Origin of the sequence: Streptomyces sp. NPDC102279 (genome assembly GCF_044766365.1) — a bacterium.
Lineage (GTDB): Bacteria > Actinomycetota > Actinomycetes > Streptomycetales > Streptomycetaceae > Streptomyces.
In genome coordinates this window covers 371,078-392,568 of the sequence record NZ_JBIWLU010000003.1, presented here as the reverse complement: position 1 = coordinate 392,568, position 21,491 = coordinate 371,078, and the positions used below count along the sequence as shown (strand labels likewise).

At 72.0% G+C, this 21,491-nt stretch carries 23 protein-coding genes and 1 tRNA gene; 16 read left to right on the top strand and 8 right to left on the bottom strand.

Annotation, left to right across the window (positions count from 1 at the left end):
- The first annotated feature begins 34 nt into the window (after positions 1 to 34).
- The 3 genes from ACIRQH_RS08585 to ACIRQH_RS08575 all read left to right on the top strand — a co-directional run bounded on the left by ACIRQH_RS08585 (position 35) and on the right by ACIRQH_RS08575 (position 4,224).
- Positions 35 to 1,522, top strand: coding sequence for an FG-GAP and VCBS repeat-containing protein (locus ACIRQH_RS08585; protein WP_404224800.1), 1,488 nt, complete (start codon positions 35 to 37; stop codon positions 1,520 to 1,522).
- 184 nt (positions 1,523 to 1,706) lie between these two features.
- The gene (locus ACIRQH_RS08580; protein WP_358816962.1) at positions 1,707 to 3,143 is read left to right on the top strand and encodes an FG-GAP-like repeat-containing protein; all 1,437 of its coding nucleotides are present in this window, start codon (positions 1,707 to 1,709) and stop codon (positions 3,141 to 3,143) included.
- Positions 3,144 to 3,201: 58 nt separating this feature from the next.
- The gene (locus ACIRQH_RS08575) at positions 3,202 to 4,224 is read left to right on the top strand and encodes a YIP1 family protein (protein WP_358816961.1); all 1,023 of its coding nucleotides are present in this window, start codon (positions 3,202 to 3,204) and stop codon (positions 4,222 to 4,224) included.
- A 490-nt stretch (positions 4,225 to 4,714) separates the two neighbouring features.
- Here ACIRQH_RS08575 and ACIRQH_RS08570 read toward each other — a convergent pair whose 3' ends face one another.
- The 4 genes from ACIRQH_RS08570 to ACIRQH_RS08555 all read right to left on the bottom strand — a co-directional run bounded on the left by ACIRQH_RS08570 (position 4,715) and on the right by ACIRQH_RS08555 (position 6,484).
- A complete protein-coding gene (locus ACIRQH_RS08570; protein WP_388875901.1) occupies positions 4,715 to 4,960 on the bottom strand; it encodes a hypothetical protein in 246 nt (81 codons plus the stop codon).
- 152 nt (positions 4,961 to 5,112) lie between these two features.
- On the bottom strand, positions 5,113 to 5,622 hold the full coding sequence (locus tag ACIRQH_RS08565) for a phosphoribosyltransferase (protein ID WP_358816974.1): 510 nt from the start codon (positions 5,620 to 5,622) through the stop codon (positions 5,113 to 5,115).
- Positions 5,623 to 5,632: 10 nt separating this feature from the next.
- Positions 5,633 to 6,208 (bottom strand): dCTP deaminase, encoded by a 576-nt coding sequence (gene dcd, locus ACIRQH_RS08560; RefSeq protein WP_358816959.1) that lies wholly within the window; start codon positions 6,206 to 6,208, stop codon positions 5,633 to 5,635.
- A 114-nt stretch (positions 6,209 to 6,322) separates the two neighbouring features.
- The gene (locus ACIRQH_RS08555; RefSeq protein WP_358816975.1) at positions 6,323 to 6,484 is read right to left on the bottom strand and encodes a hypothetical protein; all 162 of its coding nucleotides are present in this window, start codon (positions 6,482 to 6,484) and stop codon (positions 6,323 to 6,325) included.
- A gap of 265 nt (positions 6,485 to 6,749) precedes the next feature.
- Between ACIRQH_RS08555 and ACIRQH_RS08550 the strand changes: the two genes are divergently transcribed.
- A tRNA-Gly gene (locus tag ACIRQH_RS08550) sits at positions 6,750 to 6,823 on the top strand.
- Positions 6,824 to 6,950: 127 nt separating this feature from the next.
- Here the strand turns inward: ACIRQH_RS08550 and ACIRQH_RS08545 are convergent.
- A complete protein-coding gene (locus ACIRQH_RS08545) occupies positions 6,951 to 7,094 on the bottom strand; it encodes a hypothetical protein (protein ID WP_388875903.1) in 144 nt (47 codons plus the stop codon).
- Positions 7,095 to 7,441: 347 nt separating this feature from the next.
- Here ACIRQH_RS08545 and ACIRQH_RS08540 point away from each other — a divergent pair, with 347 nt between their 5' ends.
- From ACIRQH_RS08540 to ACIRQH_RS08515, 6 genes are all read left to right on the top strand, one after another.
- On the top strand, positions 7,442 to 8,215 hold the full coding sequence (locus ACIRQH_RS08540; protein ID WP_358816973.1) for a polysaccharide deacetylase family protein: 774 nt from the start codon (positions 7,442 to 7,444) through the stop codon (positions 8,213 to 8,215).
- A gap of 332 nt (positions 8,216 to 8,547) precedes the next feature.
- Positions 8,548 to 9,363 carry a hypothetical protein gene (locus ACIRQH_RS08535; protein WP_404224797.1) on the top strand — a complete coding sequence of 272 codons (816 nt, stop codon included), beginning with the start codon at positions 8,548 to 8,550 and terminating at the stop codon, positions 9,361 to 9,363.
- 598 nt (positions 9,364 to 9,961) lie between these two features.
- The gene (locus tag ACIRQH_RS08530) at positions 9,962 to 10,165 is read left to right on the top strand and encodes a cold-shock protein (protein ID WP_030224351.1); all 204 of its coding nucleotides are present in this window, start codon (positions 9,962 to 9,964) and stop codon (positions 10,163 to 10,165) included.
- A 510-nt stretch (positions 10,166 to 10,675) separates the two neighbouring features.
- A complete protein-coding gene (locus tag ACIRQH_RS08525) occupies positions 10,676 to 12,229 on the top strand; it encodes a DEAD/DEAH box helicase (protein ID WP_388875908.1) in 1,554 nt (517 codons plus the stop codon).
- Between the two features lie 155 nt (positions 12,230 to 12,384).
- Positions 12,385 to 12,714: a CBS domain-containing protein gene (locus ACIRQH_RS08520; RefSeq protein WP_388930137.1), complete on the top strand. Its 330-nt coding sequence runs from the start codon at positions 12,385 to 12,387 to the stop codon at positions 12,712 to 12,714.
- Positions 12,715 to 12,824: 110 nt separating this feature from the next.
- Positions 12,825 to 13,139 carry an SCO5918 family protein gene (locus ACIRQH_RS08515; protein WP_081218450.1) on the top strand — a complete coding sequence of 105 codons (315 nt, stop codon included), beginning with the start codon at positions 12,825 to 12,827 and terminating at the stop codon, positions 13,137 to 13,139.
- Positions 13,140 to 13,303: 164 nt separating this feature from the next.
- Here the strand turns inward: ACIRQH_RS08515 and ACIRQH_RS08510 are convergent, their stop codons facing one another.
- The gene (locus ACIRQH_RS08510; RefSeq protein ID WP_358816955.1) at positions 13,304 to 13,678 is read right to left on the bottom strand and encodes a hypothetical protein; all 375 of its coding nucleotides are present in this window, start codon (positions 13,676 to 13,678) and stop codon (positions 13,304 to 13,306) included.
- A 448-nt stretch (positions 13,679 to 14,126) separates the two neighbouring features.
- On the opposite strand from ACIRQH_RS08510, the gene ACIRQH_RS08505 reads away from it, so the two are divergent.
- The 3 genes from ACIRQH_RS08505 to ACIRQH_RS08495 all read left to right on the top strand — a co-directional run bounded on the left by ACIRQH_RS08505 (position 14,127) and on the right by ACIRQH_RS08495 (position 16,162).
- Entirely contained in the window at positions 14,127 to 14,453 is a 327-nt protein-coding gene (locus tag ACIRQH_RS08505; RefSeq protein WP_358816954.1) for a MerR family transcriptional regulator, read from the top strand.
- Positions 14,454 to 14,732: 279 nt separating this feature from the next.
- The gene (locus tag ACIRQH_RS08500) at positions 14,733 to 15,077 is read left to right on the top strand and encodes a hypothetical protein (protein WP_358816971.1); all 345 of its coding nucleotides are present in this window, start codon (positions 14,733 to 14,735) and stop codon (positions 15,075 to 15,077) included.
- A gap of 89 nt (positions 15,078 to 15,166) precedes the next feature.
- On the top strand, positions 15,167 to 16,162 hold the full coding sequence (locus ACIRQH_RS08495; protein ID WP_388875918.1) for an NAD-dependent epimerase/dehydratase family protein: 996 nt from the start codon (positions 15,167 to 15,169) through the stop codon (positions 16,160 to 16,162).
- 75 nt (positions 16,163 to 16,237) lie between these two features.
- Here the strand turns inward: ACIRQH_RS08495 and ACIRQH_RS08490 are convergent, their stop codons facing one another.
- Together ACIRQH_RS08490 and ACIRQH_RS08485 are read right to left on the bottom strand one after the other, a co-directional pair.
- Positions 16,238 to 17,335 carry a sensor histidine kinase gene (locus tag ACIRQH_RS08490; protein ID WP_404225017.1) on the bottom strand — a complete coding sequence of 366 codons (1,098 nt, stop codon included), beginning with the start codon at positions 17,333 to 17,335 and terminating at the stop codon, positions 16,238 to 16,240.
- A 14-nt stretch (positions 17,336 to 17,349) separates the two neighbouring features.
- Positions 17,350 to 18,252 carry a response regulator transcription factor gene (locus ACIRQH_RS08485; protein ID WP_358816951.1) on the bottom strand — a complete coding sequence of 301 codons (903 nt, stop codon included), beginning with the start codon at positions 18,250 to 18,252 and terminating at the stop codon, positions 17,350 to 17,352.
- Between the two features lie 111 nt (positions 18,253 to 18,363).
- On the opposite strand from ACIRQH_RS08485, the gene ACIRQH_RS08480 reads away from it, so the two are divergent.
- From ACIRQH_RS08480 to ACIRQH_RS08470, 3 genes are all read left to right on the top strand, one after another.
- A complete protein-coding gene (locus tag ACIRQH_RS08480) occupies positions 18,364 to 19,221 on the top strand; it encodes a glycosyltransferase family 2 protein (RefSeq protein WP_358816950.1) in 858 nt (285 codons plus the stop codon).
- Between the two features lie 23 nt (positions 19,222 to 19,244).
- Positions 19,245 to 20,012, top strand: coding sequence for a DUF2064 domain-containing protein (locus ACIRQH_RS08475; protein ID WP_404225015.1), 768 nt, complete (start codon positions 19,245 to 19,247; stop codon positions 20,010 to 20,012).
- A gap of 236 nt (positions 20,013 to 20,248) precedes the next feature.
- On the top strand, positions 20,249 to 21,181 hold the full coding sequence (locus tag ACIRQH_RS08470; protein WP_404224793.1) for a class I SAM-dependent methyltransferase: 933 nt from the start codon (positions 20,249 to 20,251) through the stop codon (positions 21,179 to 21,181).
- The last annotated feature ends 310 nt before the right edge of the window (positions 21,182 to 21,491 follow it).

Genomic DNA, 21,491 nt, shown 5'->3' with positions numbered 1-21,491 from the left:
CCAGACATCCCCGCATGCCGCAGGAGAATCCCGCATGCACAAGCGTCACCCGCACTCCGTGCGTATCGCCCTCGCGACGGCCACCGCTGCCGCGCTGACGGGCGGACTGCTCACCTTCTCGGCCGCGACCGCGACCGCCGCCGACTCCGCGCACGTCCCGCAGGCCGACTTCAACGGCGACGGCATCGGCGACGTGGTCTTCTCGGCGCACGCCGCGTACGTCGGCGGCCACAAGGCGGCCGGCCAGATCGTCGCCCTCTACGGCACCGCCACCGGCGTCTCGTCCGCCAAGCGCTCCACGATCAGCCAGGACACCTCGGGCGTCCCGGGCACCGCCGAGGCCGGCGACGGCTTCGGCGGCGAGACCGCCTACGCCGACTTCAACAAGGACGGTTTCGACGACCTCGCCGTCGCCGCCCCGTGGGAGAAGGTCGGGAGCGACACCGGCGGCGGCACCGTCGCCATCCTGTGGGGCTCCGCCGCGGGCCTCACCGGCAAGGGCGTCACCATCGCCGACCCCTCCCCCTCCTCGCACGACTACTGGGGCAAGGACCTGGCCGCCGGCGACTTCGACGGCGACGGCAGGGCCGACCTCGCCGTCGGCAGCTCGACCAGCACGATCTACGTCTACAAGGGCGGCTTCAGCACCTCCGGCACGCCCGGCGGCCGGTACACCATCAAGCCCCCGATCCAGTCGGGCTCCAACGACTTCCCGTACGGGCCGCTGAGCCTGACCGCGGGCGACGTGAACGGCGACAAGCGCACCGACCTCATCGTCGACGGCTTCGAGAACGGCACCGGCTGGAACACGAACTACTTCGTGCCCGGCACGGCGAGCGGCCTCAGCGTCGCCTCCGCCGAGGCGCTCAAGGCCGGTCAGATCACCGGCGTCGGCGACATCAACGGCGACGGCTACGGCGACATCGTCAGCGGCGCCGGCTGGGACCACCACACCGAAGAGGGCGAGACCATCCCGGACTCCTCCGACGGCGGCCAGGCGAACATCACCTACGGCTCCGCCTCCGGACCCGCCGGCACCACCGGGATCAACCAGAACACCGGCAGCGTCCCCGGCAGCTCGGAGAAGGGCGACAGCTTCGGCTGGGACCTCGACATGGGCGACGTGAACGGTGACGGCTTCCAGGACCTCGTCGTCTCCGCCCCGAACGAGGACATCGACGGTGTCACCGACACCGGCATGGTCACCGTCCTCTACGGATCGTCGAGCGGCGTGAACGTCTCCTCCGGCACGCAGTCCTTCGCCCAGAGCACCGCGGGCGTCCCCGGCAGCGACGAGGCGAACGACCTGTTCGGTGCCGACATCAAGCTCGACGACGTCACCGGCGACGGCAGGGCGGACCTGCTCGTCGGCTCGTACGAGAACGCCGGCAACGGCGCGGTCACCTACCTGCCCTCCAACGGCACGACGATCACCACGGCCGGCTCCCGCACCCTGTCCCCGAGCACCTCGGGCGTCTCGACGACGGGGTCGCCGCAGTTCGGCGCCCTGTTCGCCGACTAGCCCACACCCGGCGACCCTTCCGCTCGCCCCGGGCCGGCCCTCGGGCCGGCCGCTCCACGCACCACCCGGGGCGCTCGTCCGCGAGCGCCCCGCTCCCGACACGCCGGGCCCGCACCGCTCACGGGCCCGGCGTGTCTCTCCCTGCGGTGTCCCCTCCCGCCTTCTGCCACCCCGGAGCCCCACGTTGCGCAACCGCACCCTCCTCCTGGCCGCGACCCTCACCACCGGCCTGCTCACCGCCCTGCCCGTCACCCCGGCGACCGCCGCGCCCTCCGGGCTCTCCGGTGACTTCAACGGCGACGGCCACCGCGACCTGGCGATCGCCGCTCCCCTCGCCAAGGTCTCCGGCAAGTCCGGCGCCGGCTACGTCGCCGTGGTCTACGGCACCGCGAGCGGCCTCGACACCTCCAAGCGGCAGATCATCAGCCAGGCCACCACGGGCATCCCGGGCACCCCGGAGTCGTACGACTACTTCGGCGACCGCGTGACCACGGGTGACATGGACGGTGACGGCTACACGGACATCGTCGTGGGCGTGCACAGCGAGCGGATCGGCTCCACCGACTCCTACGGCACCCTGACGGTGCTGTGGGGCGGCGCGAGCGGGGTGAAGTCCGGCACCGACATAGCCTCACCGCTGCCGCAGTACCTCAACGAGCTGGGCTGGGAGGTCGCGGCCGGCGACTTCGACGGCGACGGCCACACCGACCTGGCCGCCGCGAACAACGCGACGCCCGCGCTGAACATCTTCAAGGGCCCCATCTCCCGTACCGGCAAGGCCGCTTCACGCATCGGCGTCGACACGATCGCCCAGAGCACCATCTACCCGGACCAGCTCGTCGCGGGCGAGGTCAACGGCGACGGCAGGACCGATCTCCTGGTCATGGGCCAGGAGGAGACCAGCGGCGGCGACTACCGCACCCGCAGCGTCCTCTACACCGGCTCCGCCACCGGCCCGAAGCTCGGCAAGAAGCTCGCGGGCGGCTACGCGGGCACGATCGCCGACGTCGACAAGGACGGCTACGGCGACATCGTCACCGGCAACTTCATGGAGAAGTCGTCGACCGAGCCGGACGGCGGACTCGGCGGCGCGATCACCGTGACGTACGGCGCCGCCGGCGGCCTCAGCACCCGTACGCCGAAGCGGATCACGCAGGACACGGCGAGTGTGCCGGGCACCGGCGAGAAGAACGACGGCTTCGGCTGGAGCCTGTCGTCGGGGGACACCGACGGAGACGGATACGCCGACGTCGCGATCGGCTCGGACAGCGAGTACATCGGGTCGGTGAAGCACGCCGGCCAGGTCAGCGTCCTGCGCGGCTCCGCCTCCGGCCTGACCGGCACCGGTTCCACGTCCTTCTCCCAGAACACCTCCGGAGTCCCGGGCACCGCCGAGGCCCAGGACTACTTCGGCGACGCGGTCCGGCTCACCGACGCGAACGGGGACGGCCGCGCCGAGCTGATCGTCGGCGCGCTCGGCGAGAACAGTGCCGACGGCGCGGTCTGGTACTTCAAGGCCGGTGCCTCCGGCATCACCGCCACCGGCTCGAAGTCCTTCAACGGCACCACCCTGGGCGGCCCCTCGGGCGACGCCTACTTCGGCAACGTCCTGGCGGGCTGACCTGCCCCGAGGCCCCCTTCGGTACCCGTAGGGGGCCACCTCACCTCCCCCGTAGGGGATGTCACAGCTCGGCAGCAAAGCCGGGCCGGATGCCCCGGGCCCGGCACGTCACTCTCCGGGACCAGGTACGTTCGATAACGTGGCTGGATTCAGGATCGGACGCGGCGGCCGGGACAACCGTGCTTCGCAGGCGCGACCGCAACAACGACCGTCGTACGGACAGCAGGCCCCCCAGGGAGGCGGCCGGCAGCCGTACGGTTATCCGAACGCGCCTTCGCAGCCGCAGTACGGGGCACAGCCGCCGTACGGCGGCTCGCAGGGCGGCGGGCAGCCCTACCGCGGCAACGCGCAGGGCGGCTGGCCCCAGACCGGCGGCGGACAGGGCGAGCCGGAGTACTTCGGCGACGGCCACCCGCAGCAGGGCCCCGACCCGTACGCGGCGAACAGCCCCGGACACACTCAGGCCTTCTCGATCGACGAGGACCCGTACAGCCAGGGCGGGACGTACCGCGCCGGCCAGGCGGCGGCTCCGCCGGTCGGACCACGGCTGCACTGGAAGGACCTGCTCAAGGGCGTCGTGACCGCCCCGAACAGGACCTTCCTCCAGATGCGCGACTACGCGATGTGGGGCCCGGCCCTGGTCGTGACGTTCATCTACGGCCTGCTGGCGGTCTTCGGCTTCGACGGCGCCCGCGAGGACGCGATCAACGCGACCCTCTCCAACGCGATCCCGATCGTCCTGACGACCGCCGTCGCCATCGTCCTCAGCACATTCATCCTCGGCGTGGTCACCCACACCCTGGCCCGCCAGCTCGGCGGCGACGGCGCCTGGCAGCCCACGGTCGGCCTCTCGATGCTGATCATGTCCATCACGGACACCCCGCGTCTGCTGGTCGCCATGTTCCTCGGCGGCGACGCGTCGTTCGTGAAGCTCCTCGGCTGGGCGACGTGGGTCGCCGCGGGCGCGCTGCTGACCCTGATGGTCGGCAAGTCCCACGACCTCCCCTGGCCGAAGGCGCTCGCCGCGTCATCCATCCAGCTCATCGCGATCCTGTCGATCATCAAGCTGGGCACGTTCTGACGCCCACCGCACCAAGGACACACAAGAGGGGCTCCCGGCACACCACCGGGAGCCCCTCTCACGTCACGACCGCGAGCCGCCCTGGCCACAGGCGCTCGCCTACGGGATCATCACGCGTGAAACTGGGGGAGGACATGACAGACACCGAGGAAGATCGATGGTGGCCGCAGGGGATCGGCTGCACGGCCGCGGCGGTCTGGGCCGGCGTCCGCGCGGTGGGTGGAAGCCAGCCGCCGTTGATTCGGTGGGGCCTGGGCACAGGGGCGGTCTGCTTCCTCATCGCGCTCGCGTGGCCCGTCATCGACCGCATCCGCGCAGCCGGGCGGAGCCGCAAGACCTCAGCGGTCGACCCTGACACGGGCGAGCGGCGAGAGCCCTCACGCCGGAAGGTACGGGAGCCGGCCACACCGCCCACTGATGTCTGACATCAACGGCTGACACCGGCCCCGGACGACCAACCGTCGAACGAACCTCGGGTGGTTCGGGGTCGTCAGGGCGCTGAATCGCTCGCGGCCAGCCGCCGACCGATCTCCTTCAGCTCCACCCGGGCTGCCGGCGTACCCGCGGGCGTCTCCCAAAAAGGATGCGCCGCGATACGCCGGGACAACGCGAGCAAGCGCCGTCGGTGGCCGGCGGCGCCCGTGTCCTGCACCGACACGAGGCGCTCGTAGGTCACGTACCAAGCCGTCTGCGCAGCCAAAAGATCATCTGGGATCCGGTGCCTGTCCATACTCATTATTAGATCGTACGTTCGATTTTTGCATCAAGCCGACTCCCCCGGGACGCGGTCAACCGTGTACGACGCCGACCGCGACGCGACAGGGCCCCCGGCTCACACCGAGGGCCCTGATCTTCGTCAGTGAGAAGCTGCCGCGACGTGTCCGCGGCTCAGAGCGCTTCCCTGTTCTTCTTGGCCGCCTCGCCGGACTTGTGTACCGGAGGCAGGACACTCCACGGAAAGTTGATCCACTCGTCCGTGCGCTTCCAGACGTACTCGCATTTCACGAGCGACTGGGTCTTCTCGTAGATCACCGCGCTGCGGACCTCGGCCACGGCGCCGACGCAGAAGTCGTGGACGAGCTTGAGCGTCTTGCCGGTGTCGGCGACGTCGTCCGTGATCAGGATCTTCTTGTCGGAGAAGTCGATCGCGTTGGGGACGGGGGCGAGCATCACCGGCATCTCCAGCGTTGTCCCCACCCCCGTGTAGAACTCCACGTTCACCAGGTGGATGTTCTTGCAGTCGAGGGCGTAGGCGAGCCCGCCCGCGACGAAGACGCCGCCCCGGGCGATCGACAGCACGATGTCGGGCTCGTAGCCGTCGTCGGCGATGGTCTGGGCGAGTTCGCGTACGGCGACGCCGAACCCCTCGTAGGTGAGGTTCTCGCGCTCGGAGGACACGGTCACCGCCTCACACCTGGGTCCGGTGGAAGTTCAGGAAGGACCGGGAGGCCGTCGGTCCGCGCTGGCCCTGGTAGCGGGACCCGTACCGGTCGCTCCCGTAGGGGAACTCGGCCGGCGAGCTGAGCTGGAACATGCACAGCTGCCCGATCTTCATGCCCGGCCAGAGCTTGATCGGCAGCGTCGCGAGGTTCGACAGCTCCAGGGTCACGTGCCCGGAGAAACCGGGGTCGATGAACCCGGCGGTGGAGTGGGTGACCAGACCGAGGCGACCGAGCGAGCTCTTGCCCTCGAGGCGCGAGGCGAGGTCGTCTGGCAGCGAGATGACCTCGTACGTACTGGCGAGGACGAACTCACCGGGGTGCAGGATGAACGGCTCGTCCCCCTCCGGCTCGACGAGCCGCGTGAGGTCCGCCTGCTCGACCGAGGGGTCGATGTGAGGGTAGCGGTGGTTCTCGAACACCCGGAAATAGCGGTCGAGCCGCACGTCGACGCTCGACGGCTGCACCATGGATTCGTCGTAGGGATCGATCCGGACCCGCCCGGCGTCGATCTCGGCCCGGATGTCCTTGTCTGAGAGAAGCACGCCCTGAGGATACGCAAGGGGCGCGGAGCCATCACCATCGCGACGGCACCACGCACCCGCAGACCGGCGATGCGACGCCCCGGCACCGGAGCGTCACGTCACCGGCTCACCGCGTCAACGCTTCTCCATGGTCACCGGCACCACACTGCGGAGCCGGGCGCAGCGTGGGCACCGGACCAGCCGTCCGGGGCCGAGCCGCTCGGCCTGCTGCATCGGGAACGACGCGGTGTTGAACACGTGCCCCTCGGCACAACGGACGACGGTGCGCTCCATCACGTCCCAGAGTCCCTTCCCCAAGAGCTGTGTCAGGCTGATGCCCTGACAACGAAAGCCACATTACGGGATCAAAGGGAAGGCACTCCAGGCGGCACTCCGGTACCGTCCGGACCCGCTCGAAGGCCCTCACCGTACGCCTCAACTCCGCGCCGCCGCAGCCTCATCCACCCCCTGGAACACGGGCGGCCCCCGCGGCTTCGACGCCGGCTGCCGGGCATGAGGTAGAGTGAGCGAGCATTCGACACCGGTTCAACCGGCGTCTTACGCGGGTGTAGTTTAGTGGTAGAACATCAGCTTCCCAAGCTGAGAGTGCGAGTTCGATTCTCGTCACCCGCTCCATAGAAACGGATAAACCCCCAGGTCCATGACCCGGGGGTTCTTTGTTGTGGTGCGCGGGGTCGTCGTCGTGGCGCTTCGCCCGCCCGGCGCGCACCATGCCGGCGAGCCCGGCCGCCACGTCCCGTCTTCACCGCTCCTCGTCGGAGCGGACTCTCCTCTGCAGCCGGTACCGGACGACACCGGTGACCGCGAGGCCCATGGCCAAGTAGAACCAGCGCAGTTCGGACGTGTCGTTCTGAGCGGACAGCGAGAAGGCGGTGGTGCCCGCCACGGCTGCGACGTGAGGCACCCACGCGGGACGGCACGGCCTCCGCATCCCCTGGCGAGCGCGGATACGCACCATCAGTGCCCATGCGCCGAGGGCCAGGGCGAGTCCGATGAGGGGGTCCGTCAGGCCTGGCCCGCCGTTGCTGCCGAGCGTCCGCGCCCCCTGGCCACCCCGAACCGTCGAAGTCCTCCTGCTCCAACCCCGGCCGAACCGTCTCCACTGTCCCTGAACTCCCCCGGGATTGTCCGTGATCGGTAACGGGTGCATCCCCCGGTGCGCATCTCTCGTCCTGCCAAGTGGTCGCATCGCGACCGGGGATCGACGGGGCACTGGGCGAGAGCGGGGCGGACATGGCGCGGCACGGCGGAACGCGGGGCTGGTACGGCAAGGTGGTCGGGGCGGCACTCGGGGTGACGCTGTTCGCGGTCGGGGCCTCGGTGTGGACCGCGCAGGCCGACGCCGTGGGCGGCCCGTCGTCCAAGGCGACCGCGCCGGCCAGGCCGGGCAGCGACGTGAAGACGGTCGCGATGACCATCGCGCACGCCTCGGACAAGGGGGCGCACGGGGTCAACATCACCATCGACGACGGCCCCGACCCCATATGGACGCCCCAAGTACTGGACGTGTTGCGGGAGTACGGAGTGAAGGCCACGTTCTGCATGGTGGGGACGCAGGCGCAGGCCCACCCCGACCTCGTGAAGAAGGTGGTCGCGGCCGGGCACCGGCTCTGCGACCACACGGTGTCGCACGACACCGCCATGGACAAGAAGTCCCCCGCCTACCGCTCCCAGCAGATACTCGACGCCGAACGCATGATCACCAAGGCGTCCGGAGGCGTGCGGCCGATGTACTACCGGGCCCCCGGCGGTGCCTTCACCCCCGACAGCCGCAAGCTCGCCGCGTCCCGGGGCATGCGCCCGCTGGGCTGGAACGTGGACACCAAGGACTTCGAGCGGCCGGGCACGGACGCCATCGTCACCACCGTCCAGCAGGAGCTTCCCAACGGGCCGACGCTCCTCTTCCACGACGCCGGAGGCGACCGTTCGCAGACCGTCGAAGCGCTGCGGCGGGTCCTGCCCTGGCTCAAGCAGCAGGGCTACTCGTTCGGCTTCCCCGTGCGCTGAGCCACCGCATCCGCCCGTGCCCACCCGTGTCACCCGAGCCACCGGCCCCGGCCGGTGGCTCCTTGCGTGGTCCCGGCGCCGGCCGGGCGCGCGGGCACCGCGCGCCGGGTGCGCCCGTGCCTCACGCGCAGCTCGCGTCCGCGGCACGGCGGCGCGTCGCCGAACCGCCCTCCACAGCCGAAGTGTTGCCGTGTCACGACGCTGCCACGGCGGTGTCCGGAAGGGACGACGGGCGTGACCCGCGGGCTCTCGGACCCCTCATAGTCGGCACAGAGCGAGAGACCGGCGGAGAACGCCGGCTCCCCGTCGTCCCGCCGGAAGGAACTCCCGTGATGAACCGCCACCTGCGCAAGGCCGTCTTCGCCACCGCCGCGATCACCGCCGGGCTGCTGATGACGGCGTGCCAGAACGGCGCCGACTCCGACTCGTCCGGCAAGAGCGGAACGGGTACGTCGGCCGTCGCGGAAAAGGCCTCGGACTCCAAGAAGTCCGCGCACTCCAAGGGCGTCAACGGCTCGTTCGAGAACGGCAAGGTCACCTACCTCGCCCCGGGCAAGTACATCGTGTCCGTGCCGGGCAAGCAGGGCCAGGAGTTCTTCGTCGCCGACGACACCGAGGTCTACGGCACCGGCACGATCTGCGGCGAGGCGGGAGCCAAGGTCGACGCGCCTTGCACGCTGGACCAGTTGGAGGCGGCGACGAAGAAGGGCGCCGTCAACGCCGACGTCCGGATGAAGAACGGCATCGCGACCCTGGTGAACGAGCGGCGCGCCGCCCAGCAGGGCTCGGGCTCCGACTCCGGCTCCGACACGGGTTCCGGCTCCGACTCCGGCTCCGATTCCCGCGACACCGCCGTCGAGGGCATCAACAAGGGCAAGGGCGTCAACGGCACCTGGTTCGGCAACGTCTCCTTCCTGGCTCCGGGCAAGTACACGGTCTCCGACATGAAGGGCAGCGAGCAGGAGTTCCTCGTCGCCGAGGACACCCGGATCGTGGGCTACGACGACATCTGCGGTGACGCGGCCCGAGCCGGCCAGGACGGCACCAAGTGCACCGAGGACGAGCTGGAGACGGCCGCCAAGAAGGGCTTCGGCGCCGAGGTCGTGATCAGCAACGGCATCGCGACCAGCGTCCGCGACGACCACTGAAGCGTCGCTCCACTGACAGAGGAGGCCCCGGTCATCGACCGGGGCCCTTTCCCTGTCCGCTTCCTTGTCCGCTTCCCTGTCCGCCGCGACCGTTCACGGAGGGCCGGACAGGGACGAGAGCTTCGCCACATGGCTCGTCCCGGGCGGGAAACCGTGGATCCGGAGTCCCCCGGTGGCACGGGACGAGGGCGTCGGCCACGTCCGGGACCATCACGACAACCCGTGGACCGGCGCGGGCGCCACTGGCATCCCTATCGGGCGTCCCTCGGGCCCCGGTGACGAGCTGAGAAAGAACGAGGAAACGCTGCGACCCGGGCGAGCCAATATCTGTGACCGCCACATGAGAAATGGGCGTCGGACGCGATCAGGATTTCTTGATCCGCTTGGGGTGTGGCGTTATCCACCGCACACGGACGATCTCGTCGTGCTACTGTCGACAACAGTTGCAGTTGTGGTTCCCAAAAACTTGTGAGCTTCCACCCTATTTTTGTGGTGGAGTTCTTTTGTGTCTCCGGTCTTTTTCCGGCGGGGTAATCATCACGGCGACGCGGAATCCGCGCACTGCGGACTCCGAGCACCGTCCCGAAGGAGAATTGACATGGCTACTGGCACCGTGAAGTGGTTCAACGCTGAAAAGGGCTTCGGCTTCATCGAGCAGGACGGCGGCGGCGCTGACGTCTTCGCCCACTACTCGAACATCGCCGCGCAGGGCTTCCGCGAGCTGCAGGAGGGCCAGAAGGTCTCCTTCGACATCGCGCAGGGCCAGAAGGGCCCGACGGCGGAGAACATCGTTCCCGCCTGACACCCACACGCACAGCGCAGCTGGGGCCCGCACCTTGGGGTGCGGGCCCCAGCTCGCCGCTTTCCCGGGTACGGAGACGGGCACCGGCCGACGCGACAGGCGTCGCCCACCGCCCCGCCCCGAGAACCCCTCACCCGGACCGCCGTACGAGAGTGGCCGACCCGAACGCGGGTATGAATCCCCTCGGGACCGCCCGCGAAAGTCCTGGTTCCGCCGGTGGCTCCGCCCCGGCTCCCCCTCTTCGCTTCTCGGCACCGCCGCCGGTTTCGTCCACGGTTGCATCGCCCCCTGGTTCCGCCGCCCGGCAACGCCGCCGTTTCGGACTCATCGCTTTCGGGACAGTGCCGGATTCCCGGCCCCACGTCCCGCTCGAATTCTTCACCGCCCCGGACCGATATCGGTCCGATCCCTTTCGGTGTCGTATTTCATTCGGCTCGTTCTCGCGATTCTCTGCGCTGCACATTCGCTGCGGGAATTCCTTGATACGCGCCCGTTCAAGGAAGGTTCCGCATGAACCGCACGCGCACGAACGATCGTTTCGCCCGTACCCGATCCGAGGGCGCCGGCCCCAAGAGGAGCGGTGGCAGCCGCTTCGGGTCCGCGTCCTCGGGCCGTTCCGGCGGCCCCAGCAGGTCGAAGGGCTACGGACGCCAGCAGAACTCCCTGCAGGGCGAGTTCGCCCTCCCGGTGACGGTGACGCCCGCCCTGCCGGCCGTGGAGGCGTTCGCCGACCTCGCCCTGCCGGCGCCGCTGCTGACCGCGCTCGGGCACGAGGGCGTCAGCGTCCCCTTCCCGATCCAGGCCGCGACCCTGCCGAACTCCCTCGCGGGACGTGACGTACTCGGCCGCGGCCGCACCGGCTCCGGCAAGACGCTGGCCTTCGGCCTCGCGCTGCTGACCCGGACCGCCGGCCGGCGCGCCGAGCCGCGTCAGCCGCTGGCCCTGATCCTCGTGCCGACCCGCGAGCTGGCCCAGCAGGTCACCGACGCGCTCACCCCGTACGCCCGCTCCCTGCGGCTGCGGCTCGCCACCGTCGTCGGCGGCATGTCGATCGGCCGCCAGGCCGGCGCGCTGCGCAGCGGCGCGGAGGTCGTCGTCGCCACGCCGGGCCGCCTCAAGGACCTCATCGAGCGCGGCGACTGCGCCCTCGGCGACGTCGCCATCACCGTCCTCGACGAGGCCGACCAGATGGCCGACATGGGCTTCATGCCGCAGGTGACGGAGCTGCTCGACCAGGTGCGCCCGGAGGGGCAGCGGATGCTCTTCTCCGCCACCCTCGACCGCAACGTCGACCTGCTGGTCCGCCGCTACCTGAGCGACCCGGTCGTCCACTCCGTCGACCCGTCCGCGGGCGCCGTCACCACGATGGAGCACCACGTCCTGCACGTGCAGGGCGCGGACAAGAACCGTACGACCACCGAGATCGCGGCGCGGGACGGCCGGGTGCTCATGTTCCTGGACACCAAGCACGCGGTGGACCGGCTGACCGAGCACCTGCTGAACAGCGGCGTGCGGGCCGCGGCCCTGCACGGCGGCAAGTCGCAGCCGCAGCGCACGCGGACCCTGGCCCAGTTCAAGACCGGGCACGTGACGGTCCTGGTGGCGACCAACGTCGCGGCGCGCGGTATCCACGTCGACCAGCTCGACCTGGTGGTGAACGTCGATCCGCCGAGCGACCCCAAGGACTACCTGCACCGTGGTGGCCGTACGGCCCGCGCCGGTGAGTCGGGCAGCGTCGTGACGCTGGTGACGCCGAACCAGCGCCGCGACATGAGCCGCCTGATGGCAGCCGCCGGGATCACCCCGCAGACCAGTCAAGTGCGGTCCGGAGAGGCCGAGTTGACTCGCATCACGGGCGCCCAGGCGCCTTCGGGCGTGCCGGTCGTCATCCGCGCGCCCGTGTCGGACCGCCCGCGGCGCGGGGCCTCCGGTTCCTCCCGCGGACGCCGTGGCCGCTCCGGTCAGGGCGGTGGCCGCCCCACCGGTACGGGCGCGCACCGCACGTCCGAGGCGGGCGGGCGGCGTACCGCCGAGGCCGCCGCGCGCCCCACGGCCGAGCGCTAGGCCGGACCCGGCCACGCCCCGCGTCGCACGTCGGACGTCCGGTCCCGCCGCTCCCCTTTTCGGGTGAGCGGCGCGGGCCGGACTCCGGTGCGGCGCACGGCCCGCTCCGCTCCGCCCCGTACGTCCTCTCCGCAACCACGCCGCAGGAGGCACCTTTGACGATCATTCAGCTTCCGTCGAGGCAGCAGGGCCAGCAGCCGCGGACGCGTTCCGCCGGAGCTGTCCCCGGAGTTCTCGTCGACCTGGAGGACCTCTCCGGGCCGCGGGTGGGGGCCGACATGACCGTCGAGGTGGCGCTGTCCGTCATGGCGGGCGCCGGTGTCACGTACCTGCTCGTCTGCGACGAGGACGACCAGTGCACGGGCTCGGTCACCGCGGCGCAGCTCGCCGTCGTCCGCGGCGGCTCCGCCTACACGGACCGCGTCCGCGTCGGGGACGTCCTCACCCACCGCCGTTCCCAGGGCGCGCTCGCCCTGTCCTGCTGAGCGTCCCGCACGGCCGCCCGCGCGTCCCCCGTACGCTGGGCGACACGCCCGGCCGCACTCCCCGCTTGCTTCTCCCCGTTCCCGCTTCCTCCCGTCACCTGTGAGGCACCATGCGCTGCGTCATCGCCCGCTTCCCGTTCGATCTCACCAAGAGCGGTGTGCTGGACTCGATGAAGGGCGTCAAGCCCGAACCCATCACGGGGGAATCCGTGATCATCGGCCGCTGCCACTACCCCGTCAAGCAGGTGGGTGAGGTCATCACCCGCCAGGACCGCCGCGACTTCACCAGCGGTGAGGTCACCCGCGCGATGGCCCGCCTCGGCTTCACCTGCCGTACGCCGGAGGTGGCCCCCGTACCGCGCGCGCTCAGCCCGCTGCAGAACGCGTCCGCGCTGCTCGGGAGCCCCGCCCCGCTCGAGCCCTGAGGGCGCCCCACACCACCGGGACGGACCCGTCGGGTCCGGACCGCCAGAGCAGGCCGCAGTCATGAGGGCCCCGCCGACACCCGTCGGCGGGGCCCTCATGACGTTCCGGCCCATAAGCCGGGACCGCTGCGTCCGTACGCCCTCACGGCCGCCGCCGGTGGGCCTCAGTGGTCGGAGTAGCTGAAGTCACCCACCGTCCAGGCCCCCACGTCCCTGATCGCGACGCGGTACATGCCGCCGGTCTCGGGGATCCCGACGCTGCCCTGGAGGATGCGGGCGAGGTGGAAGTGCAGGTGGGTCGGTGCCGGGGCGTTCTCGGAGCGGGCCGCCGCCCGGCCGGTGTCGAAGATGTCGGAGAACGGGCCCAGGCGGTCCGAGTCCCTGAGGACCTCCGACACCCGCTCCCGCCACACCGCTTCGGGGGCCAGCCGGCCGGTGATGACGGCGCCGCCGACGACGACCGTCAACGACATCTGCGTGCTGTGCCCGGACTCCACCATGGCGGAGATGTCAACGAGGAGCTCGTCAGGGTTCGACATGGGAGCCGATTCTATTCAGCAGCCCCGCCCGGCGCTCCGGTGCCCGCGCATCCCAGTATTCCTGTGACCCGAGCGAACCAAAATCTATTGTTGTCACGGTAGACATCGGGCGGTCGCATGATTAGGGTTTCTCTTGTAGACATCGTGGCCGCCGGAGTTCCGGGCAGGCCCGACTTGAGATTCGTCCAGAGGAAGGACTGAGGAAGCAGACGCCATCAGGATCGCCCCGTCCGAGAGGGATTCGGACGCGGGTACCGCAAGACCAGGATTGGAAGGTGGTCCCCGGTCACGCAATCGCGATCCCCGCTCACCCGCCCGACGCCCGGGCCCGGGAGCGGAAACAGACGGTCGGCTCCGCAGTAGAGCCGGCAGATGGTGTTCAATTTCCTTCGGGGCCCTGGTGCCGTACGGCATCGGGGCCCCTCGACGCGTGCCACAACGAGGTGAAATGACAGCGGACACTCCACTCAGTGGTCGTCTCGACGACGACGACTACCCCGCGTACACGATGGGCAGGGCGGCTGAGATGCTCGGCGCCACGCCGGGCTTCCTGCGGGCGATCGGCGAGGCCCGCCTGATCACCCCGCTCCGCTCGGAGGGCGGCCACCGGCGCTACTCCCGCTACCAGCTGCGGATCGCCGCCCGTGCGCGCGAACTCGTCGACAAGGGGACCCCGATCGATGCGGCGTGCCGCATCGTCATCCTCGAGGACCAGCTGGAGGAGGCCCAGCGCATCAACGCCGAGTACCGGCGCGCGGCCGCGACCTCGGACTGATCCGGCGCCGCCGCCGGCCGAACCCGTCCGAGGGACGGAGACCTCGTTGACACGGGCAGTCACCCGGCGTTGACTGACAGCCCGGTGCACAGCCGGCCCACGCCTCTCCGACGACCGTGGCAGCCGTGGTCACCGACGTGACCGGCACAGCGGCCCGCGAAGTGATCACCGAGGTGATCGTCGCCGCGACGGCAGCCCACGCGGGCGGGTCCTCGACCGTACCGACCGATCGCGCCCGCGCGCCCGGCCGGTACGACGTACAGGAAGTGGCCCACGATGATGTACGACCAGACACGCGCCCAGCAGCCCCCGGACCGGCAGCCCGGGTCCTCCGGGCGTCGCTCGGCAGGCCCGGAGCCACTGCTCGGGCCGGACGAGCGGGGCGAACTCACCCAGCGGCTCAACCGCGCGCTCAACACCTTCGCGCACAACCCGCGCGAGGCACTCGGAGAGGCCGAGACCGCGTTCGACGAAGCGGCCGCCCACCTCATGAGCGCCCTCACCGAACGGCGCGCCGCCCTCCACGACGGCTGGCAGGACCGGGACCCCGAGACCCAGGGCGACGAACTCCGCCAGGCACTGCGGGAGTACCGCGAGATCACCCAGCGACTGCTGCGCATGTGAGCCCGCCGGCCCCGCGAGGTCTTACGGAGCCGTGACATGTCGGGCGCGGTGCCACCGTGCGACGGGGTGCCGGTCCTAGCGTTCAGGGCATGCGTGTACTGGTAACCGGCGGGGCCGGGTTCATCGGAAGTCATGTCGTCGAGGCGCTGCGGGCGCGCGGGCACGAACCCGTCGTGTTCGACCTGCGGGACGGACAGGACGTACGGGACGCCGAGGCGGTCGCGGGCGCGCTCGCCGGCGTCGACGCCGTCTGCCACCAGGCCGCGATGGTGGGCCTCGGCGTGGGGTTCGGCGACGCGGTCGAGTACGTGTCGCGCAACGACCTCGGAACGGCCGTGCTGCTGGCCGCCATGGCGGACGCGGGGGTACGGCGGCTGGTGCTCGCCGGATCGATGGTCGTGTACGGGGAGGGGCGCTACGCGTGCGAGTGGCACGGGGTGGTGCGCCCGGGGCCGCGGGCCGTCGCCGACCTGGACGCCGGGCGGTTCGAGCCGCGGTGCCCGCGCTGCGGCGAGGAGTTGACGCCGGGGCTGGTGGAGGAGGACGCGCCCGTCGACCCGCGCAACGTGTACGCGACGACCAAACTGGCGCAGGAGCACCTCGCGGCCGCGTGGGCCCGTTCGACGGACGGTTCCGCCGTGTCGCTGCGCTATCACAACGTCTACGGCCCCGGGATGCCCCGGGACACCCCGTACGCCGGTGTCGCCTCCTTCTTCCGTTCCGCGCTCGCCCGCGGTGAGGCGCCGCGTGTCTTCGAGGACGGCGGGCAGCGGCGGGACTTCGTCCACGTGGGCGATGTCGCCGCCGCCAACGTGGCCGCCTTGGAGGCGGGTTCGGCGCCCGGCGCGCTCGCCGTCTACAACACCGGCAGCGGTGACCCCCGTACCGTCGGCGAGATGGCGCACGCGCTGGCCGCCGCGTACGGAGGCCCAGAGCCGGTCGTGACCGGCGAGTACCGTCTCGGCGACGTCCGCCACATCACCGCCGACTCGGCCCGGCTGCGCGCCGAGCTCGGCTGGAAGGCGGAGATCGGATTCACCGAGGGGATGCGGGAGTTCGCGGGCGCGAGGCTGCGGGGGGAGTAGGCGACGGAAGCCGGGCCGGGGCGCGGTGGCGCCCCGGCCGGCGGCAGGTGTGAAGCCGACGTGCGGCTGGTGTCGTCAGACTCCTGCCACCATCGGCAGGGTCACTTCGAAGCGGCAGCCGCCGGGGACGTTCCGGACGGCCGCCCGGCCACTGTGGGCCTCGACGATGCCGCGGACGATGGCGAGGCCGAGGCCGGCTCCGGCCGGCGGGGTCCGGGCGTGGGTGCCGCGCCAGCCGGTGTCGAAGACGCGCGGCAGGTCCTCCTCCGGGATGCCGCCGCAGCCGTCGGTGACGGACAGGACGACGCCCACGTCGGACCGTTCGGCGGTGACCGCGACGGTGCCGTCGGCAGGTGTCCGGCGGATCGCGTTGACCAGCAGGTTGCCGAGGACCCGGCTCATCTCCTTGCCGTCCACCTCGACCGGCACCTGCTCGATGCGGTCGCCGACCAGGCGCACGCCGTGCTCGCGGGCCAGCGGGTCCGCCCCCGCGAGGGCGTCGCCGACGAGGTCGTAGACGGAGACGCGGGAGGGGGACAGGGCGAGGGCGCCCGCGTGGATGCGGGACAGTTCGAAGAGGTCGCCGACCATGTCGTTGAGGCGCTCGACCTCCGTGCGGATCTGGCGGAGATAGCGGTGCGGGTCAGCCGCGACCCCGTCCTCCAGGGCCTCGGACATGGCGCGCAGTCCGGCCAGCGGGGTGCGCAGGTCGTGCGAGATCCAGGCGACGAGCTCGCGCCGCGAGGTCTCCAGCGCACGCTCGCGGTCACGGGACTCCGCCAGTTTGCGGCTGGTGGCGGCCAGCTCCCGGCTGAGTGCCGACAGTTCCGCCGTCGCCGGGCCGGTCGGGGCCGCGAAGTCGCCGCCGTCACCGAAGGAACGGGTGGCCAGCGTCAGCGCCCTGCTGCGGGCCACCACCCACCGGCCGAGCAGCAGCGCGGTGGCGAGGGAGACCACGGCGGCCATGGCGACGACCGTGGTGACCACGTACAGGTCGTGCGAGGAGAGGAACATCGCCCACGCGACCACCAGCGTGCCCGCGAGCATCGCGCAGACGGCCACCGCGGCCACGACCGCGAGCGAGGCGGTCAGCGAGCGGCGCCGGATCAGCCACAGGACACCCGCCCCGCCCAGGCCCGCCACGGCGGCGCCCAGAAAGGCGTACAGGGCCATCGCCACTATCGCGTTCACGGGCGGGCCTCTTCCTGGCGGGTGGCGGGGGACTCGTCCGGGTGGGACGGCACGGTCCGGTCGGCCGGGTCCATCTGGTCGGCGCTTGCGGGCGCGTCGCCCTCGGGGTCGGCGAAGCGGTAGCCGACCCCCCACACCGTCTGGATCAGGCGGGGGCGCGCCGGGTCGTCCTCGACCTTGCCACGCAGCCGGCGCACATGGACGGTGACCGTCGACAGGTCACCGAAGTCCCACCCCCACACCTCCCGCATCAGGTCCTCCCGCGCGTACGCCCGTCCGGGATGCCGGAGGAAGAAGGCGAGGAGGTCGAACTCCCGCAGGGTCAGGGCGAGTTCGACACCGTTCTTGGCGGCGCGACGGGACGACGGGTCGACGGTGAGCCCGGCGGCGTCCAGGGGACGCGCGGCCGGGGCGGGGCGGGCCCTGCGCAGCACCGACTCGACGCGCAGGACGAGTTCCCGGGGGCTGAACGGCTTGGTGACGTAGTCGTCGGCGCCTACCTCCAGGCCGAGGATCCGGTCGTCCTCGTCGCCGCGCGCGGTGAGCATGATCACCGGTACCGGGCCCTGCGCACGCAGCCGTCGGCACACCTCCAGGCCGTCCATGCCCGGCAGCATCAGGTCGAGGACCACCAGGTCGGGGCGGTGCGCGGCGGCCCGGGCGAGCGCGGCGGGACCGTCGGCGGCCCGGTCCACGAGGTGGCCGGCGCGGTCGAGGTACCCGGAGACCACCTCGGCGACGGTCGGATCGTCGTCCACGACGAGGACCCTGCTGGCCGCCACGCCGGGAGCGGGCTCCTTCCTCGCAGCGGAACCCGAGCCCGTACGGGCGTCGGCGCCCACGCCGGGACGCGGGCCCTCGTCGGCGCCGGTACCTGGGGATTCGTGCGGTCGATGCATGCCTTCAGCGTCCCACCCGGCCGGGCACGGCGCGGCTTCCCACCGTCGACGTCCGAGTTTCGTAAGGTCCCGAAGTCCGGTATATCCCTTTCGTGTTCGTAGGGTGAGGCCGTGACGACCTTTCCCGTACCGAACCCGGACGTCGACGTGGTCCTGCCCTGCCTCGACGAGGCCGGCGCCCTGCCCTGGGTCCTGTCCCGCATTCCGCCCGGCTGGCGGGCGCTGGTCGTGGACAACGGCTCCACGGACGGCTCGGCCGAACTGGCCCGTGAACTCGGCGCGACCGTCGTGCGGGAGGAGCGCCGCGGGTTCGGCGCCGCCTGCCACGCCGGCCTGACCGCGGCCACGGCGGACATCGTCTGCTTCTGCGACTGCGACGGCTCCCTCGACCCGGCCCTGCTCCAGCCGTTCGTCGCCGAGGTCCTGGCGGGCGACGCCGACCTCGTGCTCGGCAGACGTCGCCCGCAGGAACGCGGTGCCTGGCCGCCGCACGCCCGCGCGGGCAACATCGCGCTGGCCCGGATGCTCCGGCGGCGGACCGGCCTGCGGCTGCACGACCTCGGGCCGTTGCGTGCCGCCCGTCGTGAGGCGCTGCTCGGGCTGGGGCTCACCGACCGGCGCAGCGGCTACCCCCTGCAGATGGTCGTCCGCGCCGCCGACGCCGGCTGGCGCGTCACCGAGCACGACGTGCCGTACCTGCCGCGCACCGGTGTCTCCAAGGTCACCGGGACCTGGCGCGGCACCTGGCAGGCGGTCCGGGACATGAGCCATGTGCTGGCCGAACCGCCGGTGTCCACCTCCGGTGCCGAGGCCGTCCGGTCCACCGTCGGCGTGCCCTCCCAGGCCGTGCTCGGAGCCGAGGCTGCGGGCCGGACTCCGGCGCACGCCTCGGCCACCGCTCCCCCACCGGCGCCGGCCCGCGTGTCCGCGCCGGCGCCCGCATCGCCCCGAGGAGGATCCGTCCAGTGAGCCCCGCAAGCCCCGCTGATCCCGTGGACCCTGCGTGTCCCGAGCGCCCCCGGCACCCCCAGGGTCCTGAGGGCGTCACCCTGCTCGTCATCGCCAAGGAACCGCGGCCCGGCCGGGTGAAGACCCGGCTCACGCCTCCGTTCACCCCCGAGGAGGCGGCGGCACTCGCCGAGGCGGCCCTCGTCGACACCCTGCACGCGGTCGCGGCGACGCCCGCCCGGCGCCGGGTGCTGGTCCTGGACGGAGCGCCCGGCGCCTGGCTGCCGGACGGCTTCGACGTCGTACGTCAGTGCGCGGGCACGCTGGACGAACGGCTGGCGGCGGCCTTCGCGGGCTGCGACGGGCCCGCGCTGCTCGTCGGCATGGACACCCCGCAGGTGACGCCCGAACTCCTCACCGTGGACTTCGCGGACTGCGACGCCTACTTCGGGCCGGCGGAGGACGGGGGCTTCTGGGCGCTCGGCCTGGCCGAACCCGATCCGGCCCTGCTGCGGGGCGTACCGATGTCGACGCACACCACGGGTGCCGTGCAGCGGGCACGGCTCGTCGAGGCCGGACTGCGGGTCCGGGATCTGCCCCGGCTGCGGGACGTCGACACGGCTCCGGACGCGACGGCGGCGGCAGCGGCGGCACCGGGCGGGGCCTTCGCCGCGGAACTGACGCGCCTGCGAGGCCCGGTGCCGTCCTCCCCGCCGACCCCGGTGCCTGCTCCGCTCCCGGGTCCGGTCCCGGCGCAGGCCGCGGGCCAGGATGCGGCGCGGGCGACCGCCGGACGGGGTACCGCCCGATGAGCGCGGCCCGCGGGACGACCCCGCCCGGCGTGACGGGCCCCCGAAGGCCCCGACCGACCCCGGAGAGCACCACGCCGGAGGCGGAGCCGGGAGCCGAGGCCTGGTCCGGGTCCGAGTCCGGGACAGGCGCACAGGCCGTGCCCCGGACGAAAGCCGGGTCCGGGCCGGACTCCCGGGCGGCGGCGGTGCTCCCGTCCGGGAGGAAGGCCCGGCCGGAATCAGGACACCCCGCCGGGATGGAGGCCAGGTCCGGCGCAGGAGTCCGTGCCGGGTCCGAAGCCCGTCCCCGGGCCGGGGCCCGGGTCGGGGGAGAAGCCACCGGCGGTGAAGGTGCCCGGTGCGGTGGACGGTCCTGGGCTGCCGACCCCTATGCGGACGCGCTCGGTGCCGAACGGGGACCGCTGTTCCTGCGCCGCACCGACGGCTGGCTTCTCCCGCTGGAGGTGGAGCGCTGGTGCGCCCGCGCCGACGCGGTGGACCTCCAGGTGCTGGCCCACTGCGAGGGCACCGTGCTCGACGTGGGATGCGGGCCGGGCCGGCTCGTCGCGGAACTCGCCGCCCTCGGACGGCCCGCGCTCGGTATCGACGTCAGCGAGGCCGCCGTCGCCCGCACCGTGCGCCTCGGCGGCCAGGCCCTGCGCCGGTCGGTCTTCGAGCCGCTCCCCGGCGAGGGGCGCTGGGGCACCGCCCTGCTCGTCGACGGCAACATCGGCATCGGCGGCGACCCGGCCGCTCTCCTGCGCCGCACGGCCCAACTGCTCGCCCCCGGCGGGCTGCTGATCGCCGAGACGGTGGCGGGCGCGGACGTCGACGAACGCGTCGACGTCCGGATCGTGAGCGCCGCGCACCCCGGCGACGCCGTGGACGACACGGCCGGCGAGGGCGCCGACGCGCGGGAGGGCGGCCCGTCCGCCGACCGGGCCGCCTTCCCCTGGGCACGGGTCGGCACCCCTGCCCTGCTGCGCCACGCGGTCCGGGCCGGCTGGCGCACGGACGCTCAGTGGGAGGCCGGCGGCCGCTCCTTCGTGGCCCTGCGCAGCGGCCCCGGACGCGACGGCCGCAGGGACCGCAGGACGAGCAGCAGCGCGGACCCCGCGAACAGCGCCGCCGTGATCAGCAGCCAGTGGGCCAGGAAACTGTCGCCGGGCAGGGCGGTGGCCGACCGGTAGTGGTCGGCCACCTGGCCGCTGATGAGCGGGTACCAGATCAGCAGCAGGAGCCCCGAGAAGGCCGCCGGAACACGGACGTACATCGTCAGGTTCCGGTGGCCCGTCGCCTTCAGCGTCTCCGACACGGCCCGGTCCGCGCCCGCGTACAACGGCACGAAGACCAGGTCGTGCAGGACGGCGGCGCCGACGAACCAGAGCGCCACCTGGAACCAGTCGCCCTGGAGGAGCCGCACCGCCGCGTAAGCGGCGAGCGCGAACGTGCAAGCCAGCATGCAGAGTTGGAAGGGGCTGCCGATCAGGGCCCGGGCGG